General features: G+C 72.4%; 15 protein-coding genes. 10 read left to right on the top strand and 5 right to left on the bottom strand.

What is annotated here, in order from left to right:
* The first annotated feature begins 106 nt into the window (after positions 1–106).
* Positions 107–958 (top strand): tRNA pseudouridine(38-40) synthase TruA, encoded by an 852-nt coding sequence (gene truA, locus ACLJWH_RS12015; protein WP_411141631.1) that lies wholly within the window; start codon positions 107–109, stop codon positions 956–958.
* Between the two features lie 90 nt (positions 959–1048).
* On the opposite strand, the gene ACLJWH_RS12010 is transcribed toward truA, so the two are convergent.
* Positions 1049–1885, bottom strand: a complete 837-nt coding sequence (locus ACLJWH_RS12010; RefSeq protein WP_411141630.1) for a hypothetical protein — start codon at positions 1883–1885, stop codon at positions 1049–1051.
* Positions 1886–1941: 56 nt separating this feature from the next.
* Between ACLJWH_RS12010 and ACLJWH_RS12005 the strand changes: the two genes are divergently transcribed.
* The 4 genes from ACLJWH_RS12005 (at position 1942) to glmM (ending at position 6365) form a co-directional block, all read left to right on the top strand.
* The gene (locus tag ACLJWH_RS12005; RefSeq protein ID WP_411141629.1) at positions 1942–3561 is read left to right on the top strand and encodes an ABC-F family ATP-binding cassette domain-containing protein; all 1620 of its coding nucleotides are present in this window, start codon (positions 1942–1944) and stop codon (positions 3559–3561) included.
* A 305-nt stretch (positions 3562–3866) separates the two neighbouring features.
* The gene (gene rplM, locus ACLJWH_RS12000) at positions 3867–4310 is read left to right on the top strand and encodes a 50S ribosomal protein L13 (protein ID WP_411141628.1); all 444 of its coding nucleotides are present in this window, start codon (positions 3867–3869) and stop codon (positions 4308–4310) included.
* A gap of 41 nt (positions 4311–4351) precedes the next feature.
* The gene (rpsI, locus tag ACLJWH_RS11995) at positions 4352–4867 is read left to right on the top strand and encodes a 30S ribosomal protein S9 (RefSeq protein WP_052859640.1); all 516 of its coding nucleotides are present in this window, start codon (positions 4352–4354) and stop codon (positions 4865–4867) included.
* A 139-nt stretch (positions 4868–5006) separates the two neighbouring features.
* Positions 5007–6365, top strand: coding sequence for a phosphoglucosamine mutase (gene glmM / locus ACLJWH_RS11990; protein ID WP_411141627.1), 1359 nt, complete (start codon positions 5007–5009; stop codon positions 6363–6365).
* Positions 6366–6408: 43 nt separating this feature from the next.
* On the opposite strand, the gene ACLJWH_RS11985 is transcribed toward glmM, so the two are convergent.
* Positions 6409–7350 (bottom strand): DUF389 domain-containing protein, encoded by a 942-nt coding sequence (locus ACLJWH_RS11985; RefSeq protein WP_411141626.1) that lies wholly within the window; start codon positions 7348–7350, stop codon positions 6409–6411.
* A gap of 52 nt (positions 7351–7402) precedes the next feature.
* A complete protein-coding gene (gene coaA, locus ACLJWH_RS11980) occupies positions 7403–8392 on the bottom strand; it encodes a type I pantothenate kinase (protein WP_411141625.1) in 990 nt (329 codons plus the stop codon).
* Positions 8393–8639: 247 nt separating this feature from the next.
* Here coaA and ACLJWH_RS11975 point away from each other — a divergent pair, with 247 nt between their 5' ends.
* On the top strand, positions 8640–8942 hold the full coding sequence (locus ACLJWH_RS11975; protein WP_411141624.1) for a hypothetical protein: 303 nt from the start codon (positions 8640–8642) through the stop codon (positions 8940–8942).
* A gap of 208 nt (positions 8943–9150) precedes the next feature.
* Here the strand turns inward: ACLJWH_RS11975 and ACLJWH_RS11970 are convergent, their stop codons facing one another.
* Complete coding sequence (locus ACLJWH_RS11970) at positions 9151–9549, bottom strand: YidB family protein (RefSeq protein WP_411141623.1); 399 nt, start codon at positions 9547–9549, stop codon at positions 9151–9153.
* A gap of 437 nt (positions 9550–9986) precedes the next feature.
* Here ACLJWH_RS11970 and alaS point away from each other — a divergent pair, with 437 nt between their 5' ends.
* Entirely contained in the window at positions 9987–12665 is a 2679-nt protein-coding gene (gene alaS / locus ACLJWH_RS11965) for an alanine--tRNA ligase (RefSeq protein WP_411141622.1), read from the top strand.
* Between the two features lie 236 nt (positions 12666–12901).
* Positions 12902–14125, top strand: coding sequence for a saccharopine dehydrogenase family protein (locus tag ACLJWH_RS11960; protein WP_411141621.1), 1224 nt, complete (start codon positions 12902–12904; stop codon positions 14123–14125).
* Positions 14126–14412: 287 nt separating this feature from the next.
* On the opposite strand, the gene ACLJWH_RS11955 is transcribed toward ACLJWH_RS11960, so the two are convergent.
* A complete protein-coding gene (locus ACLJWH_RS11955) occupies positions 14413–14976 on the bottom strand; it encodes a GrpB family protein (RefSeq protein WP_411141620.1) in 564 nt (187 codons plus the stop codon).
* Positions 14977–15238: 262 nt separating this feature from the next.
* Between ACLJWH_RS11955 and ACLJWH_RS11950 the strand changes: the two genes are divergently transcribed.
* Both ACLJWH_RS11950 and ACLJWH_RS11945 read left to right on the top strand, forming a co-directional pair.
* The gene (locus ACLJWH_RS11950; RefSeq protein WP_411141619.1) at positions 15239–16111 is read left to right on the top strand and encodes a PaaX family transcriptional regulator C-terminal domain-containing protein; all 873 of its coding nucleotides are present in this window, start codon (positions 15239–15241) and stop codon (positions 16109–16111) included.
* A complete protein-coding gene (locus tag ACLJWH_RS11945) occupies positions 16012–16392 on the top strand; it encodes a transposase (RefSeq protein ID WP_411141618.1) in 381 nt (126 codons plus the stop codon). The genes ACLJWH_RS11950 and ACLJWH_RS11945 overlap by 100 nt, the downstream gene beginning before the upstream one ends.
* Positions 16393–16662: the final 270 nt, after the last annotated feature.

Below are 16662 nucleotides of genomic sequence, written 5' to 3'. Positions count from 1 at the left end.
GACTGTGTCGCGGACGGGTCCGTTTCCTTTCGGGGGAGCGGGCCCGTTCCGTTTGTCCGGGCGGGTCGGCAGATGTGTGGCGTGCGGGGTGTGAGAGGAGTGCGGTGTGAGTGATGAGGTGGAGCCCGGATACGTCCGGGTGCGGCTGGATCTTTCGTATGACGGGAAGGACTTCTCGGGCTGGGCGAAACAGCGCGAACGGCGCACCGTCCAGGGGGAGTTGGAGACCGCGCTGCGGACCGTGACCCGGTCGCAGGAGACGTATGAGCTGACCGTCGCGGGGCGGACGGACGCCGGGGTGCACGCGCGCGGCCAGGTGGCGCACGTGGACCTGCCGCAGGAGGTGTGGGCCGAGCACGGTGAGCATCTGCGGCGCCGGCTGGCCGGGCGGCTGCCGAAGGACATCCGGGTGTGGCGGGTCGCGGAGGCGCCGTACGGTTTCAACGCGCGGTTCTCGGCCATCTGGCGCCGGTACGCGTACCGGGTGAGCGATCACCCCGGGGGTGTGGACCCGCTGCTGCGCGGCCATGTGCTGTGGCACGACTGGGCACTGGACGTCGCGGCGATGAACGCGGCGTCCCGGGCGCTGCTGGGGGAGCACGACTTCGCGGCGTACTGCAAGCGGCGCGAGGGTGCCACGACGATCCGCACGCTCCAGGAGCTGAGCTGGGTGCGCGGTGCGGACGGGATCGTGACGGCGACGGTGCGGGCGGACGCGTTCTGTCACAACATGGTGCGGTCGCTGGTGGGCGCGCTGCTGTTCGTCGGGGACGGGCACCGGCCGGTGGAGTGGGCCGGGAAGGTGCTGGCGGCGGGGGTGCGGGACTCGGCGGTGCACGTGGTGCGGCCGCACGGGCTGACGCTGGAGGAGGTCGGCTATCCGGCCGACGAGCTGCTGATGGCGCGCAACCAGGAGGCGCGGAACAAGCGGACGCTGCCGGGGCGCGGCTGCTGCTGAGGCGGGAGCGGACGCCCCGGCCGCCGGGCGGGTGGCGCCCCCGGCGGGCCCCGGGGGCCGGCCTGTCGGCCCGGGGCCTGCCCTCCTCCGTCAGGACTGGGACTTGAGCTGCTCTTCCGCGGCCTTCGCGGCCTGGTCCTTGCCGCGCTGGGTGATCCGGCCGAAGGCGTACGAGGCGCCGTCCCGGCCGATCTGCTGGGCCCGGGTCTCGGACTCGGTGACGGCCTTGCCGTCGGTGTAGCCGGAGATCGTGAAGTAGGCGTAGCGGCCGGTGGCGTTGGTGGTCGTACGGCAGCGGGTGCCCTGGCAGAAGGCGGCCGGCACCCCGCCGCCGGCCAGCGGGGCGAGATTGGGCTTGGTCTGGTCCCTGACCTTGGCGGCCTTGGCCGGGGAGGGGAAGACGGCGACGCCGACGGTGACCGCGACGCCGTCCTTGGCGTAGGTGGCGCGCAGCAGCTGCGTGCAGCCGTTGCCGGCGAGCAGGGAGCCGAGCGCGCCCTGGGCGGCGGCGGTGCAGTCCGTGGTGGTGGAGGTCGTCGCGCGCGGGTAGCTGTGCTCGCCGACGATCATGTTCTCGTCGGGGAAGAGGGTGGCGGGGGTGAGCGGCGCGGTGTCCTTCGCCGGGTCGGAGATGTAGTCCCGGGGGTCCGGCGGGGGCGGCACCGAGACGTCGGGGAAGGACGGCTTGCTGTCCGGTTCCTTGGGCAGGTCGGGGGCCGCGGGCAGGGTGGTCCCCGTGCTGCCCTTGCCGCTGGTGATGACGGCGGTGGCGACGATGGCGGCGACCGCGAGCGCCGCGAGAGCGCCGCCGCCGATCAGCAGCCAGCGCCTGCGCCGGGCGCGTGCCGCGCTCTCGTCGGCGAGTGCGTCCCAGTCCGGCGTGGATCCCCCTGGACCGCCGAACGGCCCCCCTTGCCCAAAGCTCATGGCGCGCATCTTAATGCGCTTGGCCGAAAGGGTGGCGGGCGGTGACAATCCAGACCATGGGACATCTGGAGGCCGGACATCTGGAGTACTACCTGCCGGACGGGCGGGTCCTGCTGGGGGACGTGTCCTTCCGGGTGGGGGAGGGCACGTCGGTGGCGCTGGTGGGGGCCAACGGCGCGGGCAAGACGACGCTGCTGCGGCTGATCGCGGGGGAGTTGCAGCCGCACGGGGGGTCGGTGACGGTCAGCGGGGGGCTGGGCGTGATGCCGCAGTTCGTCGGTTCGGTGCGCGATGAGCGGACCGTGCGTGACCTGCTGGTCTCCGTCGCGTCCCCGCGGATCCGGACGGCGGCCGCGGCGGTGGACACCGCGGAGCTGGCGATCATGACCTCGGACGACGAGGCCGCGCAGATGGCGTACGCACAGGCGCTCAGTGACTGGGCGGAGGCGCGCGGCTACGAGGCCGAGACGGTCTGGGACATGTGCACGATGGCCGCCCTCGGCGTGCCGTACGAGAAGGCGCAGTGGCGCCAGGTGCGCACGCTCTCCGGCGGTGAGCAGAAGCGGCTGGTGCTGGAGTCGCTGCTGCGCGGTACGGACGAGGTGCTGCTGCTGGACGAGCCGGACAACTATCTGGACGTGCCGGGCAAGCGGTGGCTGGAGGAGCGGCTGCGCGAGACGAAGAAGACGGTGCTGTTCGTCAGCCACGACCGGGAGCTGCTGGCCCGCGCCGCGGAGAAGATCGTCAGCGTCGAGGCGAGCCCCACGGGCTCCGAGGTCTGGGTGCACGGCGGCGGTTTCGCGACCTATCACGCGGCGCGCAAGGAGCGGTTCGCGCGCTTCGAGGAGCTGCGGCGGCGCTGGGACGAGAAGCACGCGCAGCTCAAGCGGCTGGTGCTGGACATGCAGCAGTACGCGGCGCGCAGCGATGTGATGGCCTCGCGTTACCAGGCGGCACAGACCCGGCTGCGCAAGTTCCAGGAGATCGGCCCGCCGCCGGAGCCGCCGCGCGAGCAGGAGATCACGATGCGGCTGCACGGCGGCCGGACCGGCGTGCGCGCCATCACCTGTGCGGACCTGACGCTGACCGGGCTGATGCAGCCGTTCGACCTGGAGGTCTTCTACGGCGAGCGGGTGGCCGTGCTGGGCTCCAACGGCTCCGGCAAATCGCACTTCCTGCGGCTGCTGGCCGGGGAGGACGTGGCGCACACGGGCGGGTGGAAGCTGGGCGCCCGCGTCGTCCCGGGCCATTTCGCGCAGACGCACGCCCATCCCGAGCTGGAGGGGCGCACGCTGCTGGAGATCCTGTGGACCGAGCACGCCAAGGACCGCGGCAGGGCGATGAGCGCGCTGCGCCGTTACGAGCTGGAGCGCCAGGCGGAGCAGCGCTTCGAGCGGCTCTCCGGCGGTCAGCAGGCGCGCTTCCAGATCCTGCTGCTGGAGCTGTCGGGGACCACAGCGCTGCTGCTGGACGAGCCGACGGACAACCTGGACCTGGAATCGGCGGAGGCGTTGCAGGAGGGCCTGGAGGCGTACGAGGGGACGGTGCTGGCCGTGACGCACGACCGGTGGTTCGCCCGCTCCTTCGACCGCTATCTGGTCTTCGGGCAGGACGGCCGGGTGCGGGAGACGCCGGAGCCGGTCTGGGACGAGCGCCGGGTGGCGCGGAAGCGGTAGCCGGGGCGGCCGGGCGAGGGGGTGGCGCGGCCGTGCTCGTACGGGGGTTCGGGGCGCGTTTTGACCCGGCCGGGGGCGGGCCGGTATTCTGCCAGTTCGTTATGCGTATTGGCTTGCTCTATCTCACGTGAGGGGCCCTTACGCCGGTCCACCAGGCCGATGACCAGCGGCGGACGATCGGGTTGCGTCACCCGTAGTACCGCCAGAGCTGGTGTGATCGACCGTGGTGACCAGTACAGGACCCGTCCTCCCGGCCCTCGCGGGCTCGGGGAGACCCCATCACTGAAGAAGCGAAGGCTACGACCGTGCGTACGTTCAGCCCCAAGCCCGGCGATGTCCAGCGCCAGTGGCACATCATTGACGCGCAGGACGTTGTCCTGGGCCGTCTGGCCTCCCAGGCCGCGTCCCTCCTGAGGGGCAAGCACAAGCCGGTGTACGCGCCGCACGTTGACACCGGTGACTTCGTCATCATCGTCAACGCCGAGAAGGTGCACCTGTCCGGCAACAAGCGGAGCCAGAAGATGGCCTACCGCCACTCCGGCTTCCCGGGTGGCCTGCGCTCCGTCCGCTACGACGAGCTGCTTGAGAAGAACCCCGAGAAGGCCGTCGAGAAGGCCATCAAGGGCATGCTCCCCAAGAACACCCTCGGCCGTCAGATGCTCTCGAAGCTGAAGGTCTACGCGGGCGCCGAGCACCCGCACGCTGCGCAGCAGCCGGTCCCGTTCGAGATCACCCAGGTCGCGCAGTAAGTCCGGCCACCCCCTAAGACGAAAAGAATCTGAGGAGCATCGTGGCCGAGACCACCCCTGAGACCCCCGTCCTCGACGAAGAGACGGCCGTCGAGGAGTACACCACCGAGACCGAGGTCGTTGAGTCGGAGTACACCTCCGAGTCCCTCGCCTCCCGTTTCGGCGACCCCCAGCCGGCTGCCGGCCTGGGCCGTCGCAAGAACGCCATCGCCCGCGTCCGGATCGTTCCGGGCACCGGTCAGTGGAAGATCAACGGTCGCACCCTTGAGGGCTACTTCCCCAACAAGGTGCACCAGCAGGAAGTCAACGAGCCCTTCAAGGTGCTGGAGCTCGACAACCGCTACGACGTCGTCGCCCGGATCTCCGGTGGCGGCATCTCCGGCCAGGCCGGTGCGCTGCGTCTGGGCGTCGCCCGTGCGCTGAACGAGGCGGACGTCGACAACAACCGCGCCCCGCTGAAGAAGGCCGGCTTCCTCAAGCGCGACGACCGTGCGGTCGAGCGCAAGAAGGCCGGTCTCAAGAAGGCCCGCAAGGCGCCCCAGTACAGCAAGCGCTAATCGCGCTCGCTGCGACGGCAGCTCTTGGCGAACGCCCCGGTGGCACTTCCGTGCTGCCGGGGCGTTCGGCTATCCGCGACCAGGGGCGTATACCTGGACTTCAGGTTCTGGTCCAAGCTCATCTACTCGGAGGACACCAGTGGGACGACTCTTCGGCACGGACGGTGTGCGCGGTGTCGCCAATGCGGATCTGACGGCGGAGCTCGCGCTCGGTCTGTCGGTCGCTGCGGCGCATGTGCTCGCCGAAGCGGGCACCTTCGAAGGTCACCGGCCGGTGGCGGTGGTCGGACGCGATCCGCGTGCGTCGGGAGAGTTCCTGGAAGCCGCCGTCGTCGCGGGGCTGGCCAGCGCCGGCGTGGACGTGCTGCGGGTGGGCGTGCTGCCGACCCCGGCCGTCGCGTATCTGACCGGATCGCTCGGCGCGGACCTCGGCGTGATGCTCTCCGCCAGCCACAACCCGATGCCCGACAACGGCATCAAGTTCTTCGCCCGCGGCGGCCACAAGCTCGCCGACGAGCTGGAGGACCGCATCGAGAAGACCTACCGCTCGCACCGCACCGGTGAGCCGTGGGAGCGGCCGACCGGCGCCGGGGTGGGCCGGGTGACGGTCTACGACGAGGGCTTCGACAACTACGTCGCGCACCTGATCGGCGTGCTGCCCAACCGCCTGGACGGGCTGAAGATCGTCATCGACGGTGCGCACGGCGCGGCGGCGCGGGTCTCGCCCGAGGCGTTCGCGCGGGCCGGTGCCGAGGTCATCCCCATCGGCACCGAGCCCGACGGCCTGAACATCAACGACGGCTGCGGCTCCACCCATCTGCGGCTGCTGCGCGAGGCCGTCGTCGAGCACGGCGCCGACCTGGGTGTGGCGCACGACGGTGACGCGGACCGCTGCCTGGCCGTGGACGGCGCGGGCAACGAGATCGACGGTGACCAGATCCTGGCCGTCCTCGCGCTCGGCATGCGCGAGGCCGGTGTGCTGCGCAAGAACACCGTCGTCGCCACCGTCATGTCCAACCTGGGCTTCAAGCTGGCCATGGAACGCGAGGGCATCGAGTTCGTGCAGACCGCGGTCGGCGACCGCTACGTGCTGGAGGAGATGAAGGCGGGCGGCTTCGCGCTGGGCGGCGAGCAGTCCGGGCACGTCATCGTGCTGGACCACGCCACGACCGGTGACGGCACGCTGACCGGTCTGATGCTGGCCGCCCGGGTCGCCGCCACCGGCCGGCCCCTCGGGGAGCTGGCGGGCGTCATGGAGCGGCTGCCGCAGATCCTCATCAACGTCCCGGACGTCGACAAGTCGCGGGTGGCCACCTCGCCCGAGCTGACCACCGCGGTCGCCGAGGCGGAGCGGGAGCTGGGCACGACCGGGCGGGTGCTGCTCCGTCCGTCCGGCACCGAGCCGCTCGTACGGGTGATGGTCGAGGCCGCGGACATCGAGCAGGCGCGGGCCGTCGCGGGGCGGCTCGCGGACGCGGTGAAGTCGGCGCTGGGCTAGCCGGACGGCGCCGGACGGGTGCCTCGCGGGCGGGTTCGCGGCCTTACGGCCGGGAACCCGCCCGTTCGCGTTGGCGGGCCCAGAGATATTTCTGGGTGGCCAGTGTCAGGGCGCCCGCGACGATGATGCCGACGAGGTTCAGCAGCAGCTGCTCCATGGAGTGCCCGGCCTGGCCGTACGCGTGGTAGCTGAACGCGACGGCGGCGTTGGCGGCGGCCGGGACGGTGGTCACGGAGATGGCCACGCCGACCAGGGCGCCGGATTTGGCGGACGTCAGCGAGAGCACCCCGGCGATGCCGGCCAGTACGGCGACGACGAAGGAGAGCCAGTCGGGCCGGTAGATGAAGTTGGTGTTCGGCCGGTCGGCCTTCAGCGCCTCGATGTGGAAGAGGCCGATCGCGTCCATGAAGAGGCTGAAGCCGACCGTCACCGCCATCGCCACCGCGAACCCGACGAGCAGCGCGAGCAGCGAGCGCCAGGCGAGCCGGGGCGCGCGCTGCACCAGCGCCGTACAGATGCCGGCCAGTGGGCCGAACTCCGGTCCCACGGCCATCGCGCCGACGATCAGGACCGCGTTGTCGAGGACCACACCGCAGGCGGCGAGCATCGTGGCGACCGTCAGGAACACCAGGTAGGTGACGGAGAGCGTGGACTCCTCGTGGGTGGCCTCGGTCAGTGACTCCCACAGGACGGCGTCGGCGCCCTCGCCGGGCGCGTCGGCCTCCGCCTGGTCCGCGCGCCGGGAGAGCGAGAGGTCGATGTTCTCCACCGCGATCGAACCGGTCCGGTCCAGGCCCAGTTCGCGCAGTCCGGTCAGCAGGCCGTCGGCGGCCTCCCGGGCCACATCGCACAGCACCACATCGCCCTGCGGGTCGCGGGCGGCTCCGGTCAGCACGGCCAGGTGGGCGGTGCCGACGGTCGTCTCCAGCAGCCGCAGCACGTCCGGTGTGCGGTCGGCGGGGACGATCAGGCGCAGGTGCAGCACGGTGGCACGGCTCCCGGGGGCGGTGGGTCGGTCGGCGCCGGCGGGCCGGCGTTCAGAGCTTGCGCAGCGACAGCCGCTGCACCTTGTGGTCGCCGCTCTTGCGCAGCACCAGGTTGGCGCGGCCGCGGGTGGGCGCGACATTCTGCTGGAGATTGGGCTTGTTGACGGTGCGCCAGATCATCCGGGCGTACTCCAGCGCCTCCTCCTCGGAGACCTGGGTGTACTTGCGGAAGTACGAGAACGGGTTCTGGAAGGCGGTCTCGCGCAGCTTGCGGAACCGGCCGAGGTACCACCGCTCGATGTCCTCGGTGCGCGCGTCGACGTAGACGGAGAAGTCGAAGAAATCGGCCAGGCCCAGGCGGGTGCGGCCGTCCTTGCCGGGCAGCGCCGGCTGGAGGACGTTCAGGCCCTCGACGATGAGGATGTCCGGGCGGTGCACGGTCAGCCGCTCGCCGGGCACGATGTCGTAGATCAGGTGCGAGTAGACCGGGGCGGTGACCTCGGCCTTGCCGGACTTCACATCCGCGACGAAGCGGGTCAGGGCCCGGCGGTCGTAGGACTCCGGGAAGCCCTTACGGGACATCAGGCCGCGCTCTTGCAGCTCGGCGTTGGGGAAGAGGAACCCGTCGGTGGTGACCAGCTCGACGCGCGGGTGCTCGGGCCAGCGGGCCAGCAGCGCCTGGAGGAGCCGGGCGGCGGTGGACTTGCCGACCGCGACGCTGCCCGCGACCCCTATGACGAACGGGGTGCCGGGCTGCGCGCCGTGGCCGCCGCCCGCGTCACCGAGGAAGGTGTTCAGCGCGCCGCGCAGACTGCTGGTGGCGCCGACGTAGAGGTTGAGCAGGCGGGAGAGCGGGAGGTAGACGTCGCGCACCTCGTCGAGGTCGATGACGTCGCCGAGGCCGCGCAGCTTTTCGACCTCCGCCGCGGTCAGCGGCAGCGGGGTCTTCTCGCGCAGGGCGCTCCACTCCGCACGCGTCAGATCGACGTACGGGGAGCTGTCGGCGCGGCGTCGTTGCTGCGGCTCTGTCGTGAGGGGCACGCGCCCATTGTGCGCAGGCGCGTCGCGCGGCTCATATCGGGGTGGTCCCTGTGCGGGGCGCGGGTTCCCGTACGCCGCGCCGGGGGGCGCGGGCCGGGGCGTACGCCGCCCGGCGTGTCGGTAACCGGTGTACCCGGCGGATGTTCGCCGGTACGGTCGGCGGCGGGGACGGCGCCGGTACGGGCCGGATGAGGCGACGGCGCCGGGTACGGCCCGGCTGAGCAACATGACGAATATGGGGGTGGGCGTGCGACCGCGCCTGTCAGGGCTGCTGCGCAAGGCGGCCCGCGGTGGGAACCGGTCCCCGGGCAACGGCCCGGGGGCGGCTGGGACGAGGAAGACGGCCGGGGACGCGACGACGGACGCGCCGGCGGCCCGGGTCCACGCCGAGCTGGCCGAGGAACTGCCCGACGAGGACCTGGGGGAGGACCTCGCCGACTTCCTGGAGCACTACGAACCGGGCAGCCGGCCCGGCATGGACGAGGACGAGGAGGCGGAGTTCCTGGAGACGGTCCGGGGGGCACTCGACCGGATCGAGCGGGGGTACTGAAGGGGACGGGTGCGGGTGCGGGTGCCGCCGGGCGCCGGTGACCCGCGGCCGTCGCCGCCTGTCAGCCGGCGGCCGTCGCCGTCGACAGTTGATCGCCGACTGCGGACCGCTGGCTGCCGGCCGCCGATCGATCGCCGACCGCTGACCGTCGACTGCCGACGGTGGGCGGCTCGCCGACCACCGGCTGCCTACCGCCGGCCGTCGCCCGTCACATCCGTTGCCGGATCAGGTCCTCCAGGGACCCCTGCGGCAGTTCGCCCGCCGGGGTGAGCTTGTCGACCGCCCGCGGAAGTGTCGCGGCGATGCGGTCGGCGGCCTCCTCCGGGGAGACGCCGCCCTGCTGGGCGACGTGGTCGAGTGCCTGATAGGGCAGGGCCTGCGCGATCTCGGGACCGCTGATGGACCGGTTCGCGCCCGTCCCCACCCAGGACTGGACCTGGTCGGCCATCCCGCCTTCCCGCAGCTCGGCGAGGAGCCCGTCCAGCGGATTCCCGCCGCCACCGGTGGTCCCGGCGCCCCCGACCGCATCGAGCAGCGTCCCGAGCAGCCGGCCCGAGCCGTCGCCGAGCAGTGCGTCGAGCAGACTGCCCAGGTCATTGCCTGCCATGGGTATCGCCTTTCCTGGTACGGGACGGTGACACCGAAGCCCTACCCCGCGCACACGGGCCCGGCGGGAGGGGGTGCGCAGGTTCACCCGTACGCCGCCGCGGGGAGTACGGGCCCGCACCGCGGCAGGCCCGGCCCGGCCTGCCGGGCTCGGCCGCCGCCCGTGGACCCGCCCCCGCCGAGCCATGGCGGAGCCCCGTAAAAACGCCGAGCGGTCCTGACGCCGGACCGGCTACAGTCGAAAGGGCGGCAGACCCATCGGGGCCCGCCGTACCACCGAAGCGATCAACGGATCGGGAGTCATGGTCTGCACCGTGGGGGCGCGAGCTATCTGCGTCGAGCTGGAGAACTGAGAACCCTCTCAGTCCCCGTTCTCGGCCCGGCTCGGCGTGTGCTCTTCCCCCACCTGCCACGACTCTTCCGTGAGGCCATGCAGCCATGCGCGCGACGCAGATCCGCGAGACGTTCACCGACTTCTTCACCTCCCGCGGCCACCACCAGGTCCCGTCCAGCCCCCTGGTCCCGGACGACCCCACCCTGCTGCTGACCAACGCCGGGATGAACCAGTTCAAGCCCTATTTCCTCGGTGAGACCCCGCCCGCCTTCCCCCGCGCCACCAGCATCCAGAAGTGCGCGCGGACCTCCGACATCGACAACGTCGGCCGCACCAACCGGCATGCGACGTTCTTCGAGATGATGGGCAACTTCTCCTTCGGCGACTACTTCAAGGAAGACGCCATCGCGTTCGCCTGGGAGCTGCTCACCGAGGGCTACGGCCTGGCGCCGGACCGGCTCTGGATCACCGTCTACGAGGACGACGACGAGGCCGAACGCCACTGGCGCCGCATCGGCGTCCCCGCCTCCCGTATCCAGCGCCTCGGTATGGCGGACAACTACTGGTCGATGGGCGTCCCCGGCCCCTGCGGACCCTGCTCGGAGATCAACTACGACCGTGGCCCCGCCTTCGGCAGGGAAGGGGGGCCCGCCGTCGACGGCGAACGCTACGTGGAGATCTGGAACCTGGTCTTCATGCAGTTCCGGCGCGGCGAGGGCGACAAGAAGGGCGCCTTTCCCATCCTCGGCGAACTCGCCACCAAGAGCATCGACACCGGCCTGGGCCTGGACCGGCTCGCCGCGATCCTCCAGGACGCCGAGAACGTCTGCACCACCGACCTGCTGCTGCCCACCCTCCACACCGTCCAGCGCCTCGCCGGCCGCGACTACCCCGGCCGGGGCGAGGAGAAGGTCTCCTTCCAGGTCGTCACCGAGCACGCCCGCTCCATCGCCTTCCTCATCGCCGACGGCGTGCTGCCCGCCAAGGACGGCCGCGGCTACGTGCTGCGCCGGCTGATGCGCCGTGCCGTCCGCCACGCCCGCCTCCTGGGCATCGACGGGCCCGTGCTGCCGGCCGTCACCGCGAGCGTGATCGCCCATCTCGGCGGGGTCTGGCCCGAACTGACCGCGCAGGCCGCGCTGATCGAGCGGGTCGTCACGAGCGAGGAGGAGTCCTTCACCCGCACCCTGGCCCAGGGCACCCGGCTGCTGGACGCCGCGATCAGCCGTACCCGAGAGACCCGGTCGGCCGCGCTGCCCGGCGAGACCGCCTTCGAGCTCGCCGATACCTACGGCTTCCCCCTCGAACTCACCGTCGAGGCCGTCCGGGAGGCCGGCCTGACCGTCGACGAGGACCGGTTCGCCGCCCTGCTGGCGGAGCAGCAGAAGCGCGCGAAGGCCGGCGGCAGGGCCCGGACCGCCGAGGCGCTCAGGAAGCGGGACACCTACCGTGAGCTGGCCGCCGGTCTGCCGCGGACCGAGTTCCTCGGCTACGACCACCTCACCGCCGAGACCACTGTGCGGGGCATCGTCCGGGACGGCGCGGTGGCCCGCACCGCCCCCGAGGGCACCGAGGCCGAACTCGTCCTGGACCGCTCACCCTTCTACGCCGAGGCCGGCGGCCAGATCGGCGACACCGGCACCCTGACCACCCGCGACGGCGCCCGGCTGCGGATCACCGACACGCACTACGGCCTGGACGGTTTCCGGGTCCACACCGCCCGCGTCCTCGAAGGCGAACTCCGTACCGGCGACAGCGGCGTCGCGGTGGTGGACGGCGACCGCCGCAAGGGGCTGATGCGCGCGCACTCGGCCACCCACATCCTGCACGCGGTCGTCCGGGCCACCCTGGGCGACCACGCCCGCCAGCAGGGCTCCCTCGTCGAGCCGGACCGGCTCCGTTTCGACTTCGCGCACTTCTCCGCCGTCGGCCCCGACCAGCTCGCCCGGATCGAGGCGGCCGTCAACGGTCACCTCCTGGACGATCCGGAGGTGCGGGCCTGGTACGCCGGCCGCGCCGAGGCCGAGGCCGTGGGCGCGCTCGCCCTGTTCGGGGAGAAGTACGGCGACACCGTCCGGATCGTCGACATCGGTGACTTCTCCCGTGAGCTGTGCGGCGGCACCCATGTCGCGCACGGCTCCCAGATCGGCACCTTCCGGCTGCTCGGCGAGTCCTCCATCGGCTCCAGCCTGCGCCGCGTCGAAGCCCTCACCGGCCACCAGGCCCGCCACCACCAGGACACCGAACGCCGCCTGCTGGCCGAGCTGACGGGCCTGCTCGGTGCGCGTCCCGCCGACGCCCCCGCGGCCCTGCGCAAGCGCCTGGACGCCCTGGCCGACGCCCAGGCACAACTGGCGAAGGTGCGGGCCGAAGAACTGCGGCAGCGGGCCGAGCAGCTCGCCGGCCGGGCCCGGCCGGTCGGCGCGGGCCGGCTCGTCGCGCGGCGCGTCACCGGCGTTGCCCCGGACGAACTGCGCTCTCTCGCCGCCGAGGCCCTCCGCCGCGTCCCGCACGGCCCGGCCGTCGTGATCCTCGGGGCCGACCACGACGGCAAGGCCCTCCTCGCCGCCGCCGTCTCGCCCGACCTGCACCGGGGCGGTACCGAGGCCGGTGAGCTCCTCACGGCGGCGGCCCGCATCGTCGGCGGCGGCTCGGGCGGGCGCGGCCCCCTCGCCAGCGCCGGCGGACGCCGCCCCGAGCATCTCGACGAGGCCCTCGACCAGGCGGCCCGGCAGGCGGCCGGGCTGCTCGGCGACGCCTCCGCGGGGGCCGACGGCTCCTGAACGGCGGCCGGGTCGTCGCCCACCTGGCCGCCGGTCTGCCGCGGGGTCCGGTCCCGGTGCGCCGGGGCCGGGGCCGGCCCGTGCGGGGCGATCCGTGCGGGGCGGGCCGCGTGCTGCTGCGCGGGCCGGTCAGGATCCGTATCCATTCACTGATCGGCCTGATTGGTCATCATGGATACGATCGTATGGTTTACGATCGCATTCCATATGGCGTCCATGCGGCGAATGGAGATGCGATGAGGATCCTGGCTCTCGGCGGCGCCGGAGCGATGGGGGCCGTGGCGGTGCGCGTGGCGGCCCGGCTCCCCGGTGTCACGGAGATGGTGGTGGCCGACAGAAACCTGGCGGCGGCCCAGGCGCTGGTGGGCCGGCTCGCCGGTACCGCCGAGGTGCCGGTGCGGGCGCTCACGGTGGACGTGACCGACACCACCGCGCTGCGCACCGCACTTGAGGACGCGGATGTCGTGCTCAACACCGTCGGCCCGTACTTCCGCTTCGGCATGACCGTGCTGCGGTCCGCGATCACGGCCAGGACCCACTACCTGGACATCTGCGACGACTGGGAGCCGACCCTGGAGATGCTCGCCCTGGACGAGGACGCGCGGGCCGCCGGGGTCTGCGCCGTCGTGGGCATGGGCGCCAGCCCCGGTGTCAGCAACCTGCTGGCCGCCCGCGCCGTCCGGCATCTGGACCACGTCCAGGACCTGTACACCGCCTGGCCCGTCGACGTCACCAGCGGCTGGGACGACGACGAACAGATGAGTGACGCCGAAGGGCGCCCCACCGCGGCGGCCGTGCACTGGATGGAGCAGATCAGCGGGGAGGTGGCGGTGATCAGCGGCGGGCAGCTGGTCCAGCGGCGGCCGCTCCTGCCGGTCGCCCTCGACGTCTCCCCGGGAAACTCCGGCACGGCCTACACCGTCGGGCACCCCGAGCCGGTCACCCTGCACCGCAGCTTCCGCCCGGCCGGCGAGGCCGCCAATCTCATGGTCGTCACCCCGGGCACGGTGGCCTACCTGGACGTCCTGCGCCGCGACATCGACGCCGGCAGACTCACCGGCGAGACCGCCGCGGCCGATCTGGTCAGGCCCTCGTTGTCCCGCGCGCTGCGGGCCACGGCGGGTGCCGTGACGCGCAAGGGGCCCGGGTCGCTGCCGCCGTTCTTCGCCGTCGCCAGGGGCACCCGGAACGGCGGCCCGCTCACCGCGCTGGCCCGGCTCGCCGATACGCCCGGTGCCACGGCACTGGTCAACGACATGGCGGCGGCGACCGGGATCCCCCTGGCGCTGGGGCTCGCGCAACTGCTGGACGGCACCGCCCGCCGACCCGGCGTGCACCCGCCGGAGACCGCCGTCGACGCCGAACGGTTCTTCGCCGACCTGGCACGCCAGGTGCCCGGCCTCGCCGACGGCGACGGTGCTCCCGACGGCGTGGCCATCACCGTGACGCAGGCCGGGTGAACGGCTGGGTGAACGGGCGAGTGAACGGCCGGGTGAACGGGTGGGACGACAGGGCATCGGCAGCGGCCCCCCCCGGTGCTGCTGCACGGTCCGGGACGCAGCCCGGCGGACCGGGGGCCGCTCCTGGCGGCCCCGCCCTGCCACCGCGTGCTCGCCGCCGGCCTCCCGGGGCTCGGGAGGTCACCGCCCCTGCCGGACCGGCGGCTCACGTCACCGGCCGGGCACGTCGAAGGGGCCGGGCCGTGGTCCCGGCCCCGGCTCGCTCACGCGCTCACGCGCTCACGCGCTCACGCCCGCTCGCCGGTACGCCAGGCACGGGCATGCGCGAGGATCAGCGCGACCACCTCATCCTTCGCCTGGGCGTAGTAGTTCATGTCCTGCCACTCCCGCTCGGCGAGTTCGCGCTTCTTCGCCGCGTACACCTCCCGGTCCGTCAGGTCGTGGCGGAGCCAGTCGCGCAGATCGCGGTAGTCCTGGATCTCCTGCGCGCCCTCGCCGTAGACGTGCAGATGCACGTCGCGCTCGGGGGTGCGCAGCATCCGGTGGCCGGCCTCGCGCACCCGTAGGACGAATCCCTCCGCCACGAGTGCCGGCACGAAAGCGTCCTCGTCGGCGGCGTCCTCGACGATCAGCAGCATGTCGATGATCGGTTTCGCCGCCAGCCCGGGGACCGACGTGGAACCGATGTGCTCGACCCGCGCCGTCTCCCCGAGCGCCCGGCGGACCCTCGCGGCGAGGGCGCCGAACCGGTCGGCCCAGTGCGGATCCGGGTCCACCACCACGATCCGCGCGGGCTCACGGCCCCCGATCAGGACCTGGTCGAGATAGTCGTCGTCATACGAAGTACCCATCGGCCGACCCTATGCCGCCCTGATCGGGGCCGTGTTGCCGGGACGGTACGCGGGTGCGGGGGAGCGTCTGGCGGCGGCCGGGACGGACAGCGCGATCAGTGCGCTCACCGGGCGGACTTCCGGCCCGCGCGATCAGTGTGTTCACCGGGCTGACCTCCGGCCCGCGCGACCTGCCGGGGCTCCGCTCCGGCACCCCCGCGTGCCGTACCCTTCACACGCCCGGAAGGCCCACCATTCCACGAGCAGAACGGATTCCCCCCGCATGTCGGCACCAGACGTCCAGGTCCCCACCCGGACGCTCGTCGAGGCCCTGATCCGCACCGACCACACCGTCGATACCGGTGAGCTCTATGCCACCGCCGACCTGCTCGGGATGAGCGATCAGCAGGTGCGGCTGTGCATCAAGCGGCTGGTCACCGAGGGGCGTTTCACGCAGGAGGGCAGGGGGCGCAAGGCCCTGCTGCGCGCCGCCGGCGCCACCGCGCGGTCGCTGGGCCCCGACGTCGAGTTCGTCGCCTACGCCTTCCAGCAGGACGCGGGGCTGATGCCCTGGGACGGCACCTGGCATCTGGTCGCCTTCGCCGTGCCCGAGAGCATCCGCACCGCGCGCGACGCCCTGCGGACCGCGCTCACCCGGCTCGGCGGCGCCCCCGTGCAAGGCGGCCTCTACGTCAGCGCCAACAGCTGGGAACCGTACGTCGAGGAGCAGGCCCGCCCTCTCGACGTCTTCGGCCACCTCACCTTCCTCACCACCCGTGACCTGCGCCAGGGCGATGAGCGCGATCCCGTCGCACTCGCCCGCGCCCTGTGGCCGCTGGACGAGATCGCCGAGCGCCATCACCGCCTCGCCGCCGTCGTCCGGCCGCGGCTGCGCCGGCTGACGGAGGACGCCGGTCTGACGGCCCCCGAGCGGCTGAGCATCGCGGTCGAACTGGCCGCCGAGTTCTCCCGCGCCATGGAACACGACCCCCTCCTCCCGCCCGAACTGCTCCCGCAGCCCTGGCCCGGCACCCAGGCGCGGGAACTCGTCGCGCGGTGCTGGTCGCTGCTGGACACGTACGAGGAGGAGGGCGAGGGAATCAGCCTCTTCCAGCTCTACCGGGACGTGGTTCCCCCGGCGGCCGCCGGGGGGTGACGGCCGCGACGGCGCCAGGGGACACCCGGAACGGCGCGCCGCGGGCGTGCGCGGACCTTCGCCGTGTGGCGCGTGCCGGTTTTGGAGCCACACCCCCGTCAAGGACGGCACGGCTCAAGGGCGTCAGCTCGCGCAGGCTCCGCCAGGAGTACCCGGAACTGGTCCGGCACTACTGGCGGGCACAGCGTCTGTGGTCCGGCTCATGCTTCGCCGGGTCAGTGTGCGGGGCTCCGCCCTCGATCGGCCGTCAGTACATTGAGCAGCAGAATCGGCTGCTCTGATCTGCCGGTCAGGGCAGCGTTCAGTATCGCTTCACCACCGGGCTGAAGCCCGGTGCACTGCGATGAGTACCGGTAGACGCCCGGCGGCAGGTTTTCGTAGATGCCGGTGTTTCTAACGGGGTGAAGTAGAGCCAGTGGGGCGGTCGTTTTGGGAGCCGCTTGCACGCTGTGATCATTGATCACGGTCGTGTCAGGAAACCCGTGTGTACAGGTCGCGTGAGTGGGTCTTTGAGCGGATCCGCCGGGATCGTCGGCTGGATCCGGCGGTGT

Origin of the sequence: Streptomyces sp. x-80 (genome assembly GCF_046549095.1) — a bacterium.
Lineage (GTDB): Bacteria > Actinomycetota > Actinomycetes > Streptomycetales > Streptomycetaceae > Streptomyces > Streptomyces celluloflavus.
Note: the sequence above shows the minus strand (reverse complement) of the source record. Positions and strands in the feature narration are given on the sequence as shown.

Excerpts from the sequence above, each read along its gene's own strand:
- ACLJWH_RS11960 (WP_411141621.1), top strand. The coding sequence starts at position 12,902 with ATGAGGATCCTGGCTCTCGGCGGCGCCGGAGCGATGGGGGCCGTGGCG.
- ACLJWH_RS12010 (WP_411141630.1), bottom strand. The coding sequence starts at position 1,885 with ATGAGCTTTGGGCAAGGGGGGCCGTTCGGCGGTCCAGGGGGATCCACG.
- ACLJWH_RS12005 (WP_411141629.1), top strand. The coding sequence starts at position 1,942 with ATGGGACATCTGGAGGCCGGACATCTGGAGTACTACCTGCCGGACGGG.
- ACLJWH_RS11970 (WP_411141623.1), bottom strand. The coding sequence starts at position 9,549 with ATGGCAGGCAATGACCTGGGCAGTCTGCTCGACGCACTGCTCGGCGAC.
- ACLJWH_RS11950 (WP_411141619.1), top strand. The coding sequence starts at position 15,239 with ATGTCGGCACCAGACGTCCAGGTCCCCACCCGGACGCTCGTCGAGGCC.
- ACLJWH_RS11955 (WP_411141620.1), bottom strand. The coding sequence starts at position 14,976 with ATGGGTACTTCGTATGACGACGACTATCTCGACCAGGTCCTGATCGGG.
- alaS (WP_411141622.1), top strand. The coding sequence starts at position 9,987 with ATGCGCGCGACGCAGATCCGCGAGACGTTCACCGACTTCTTCACCTCC.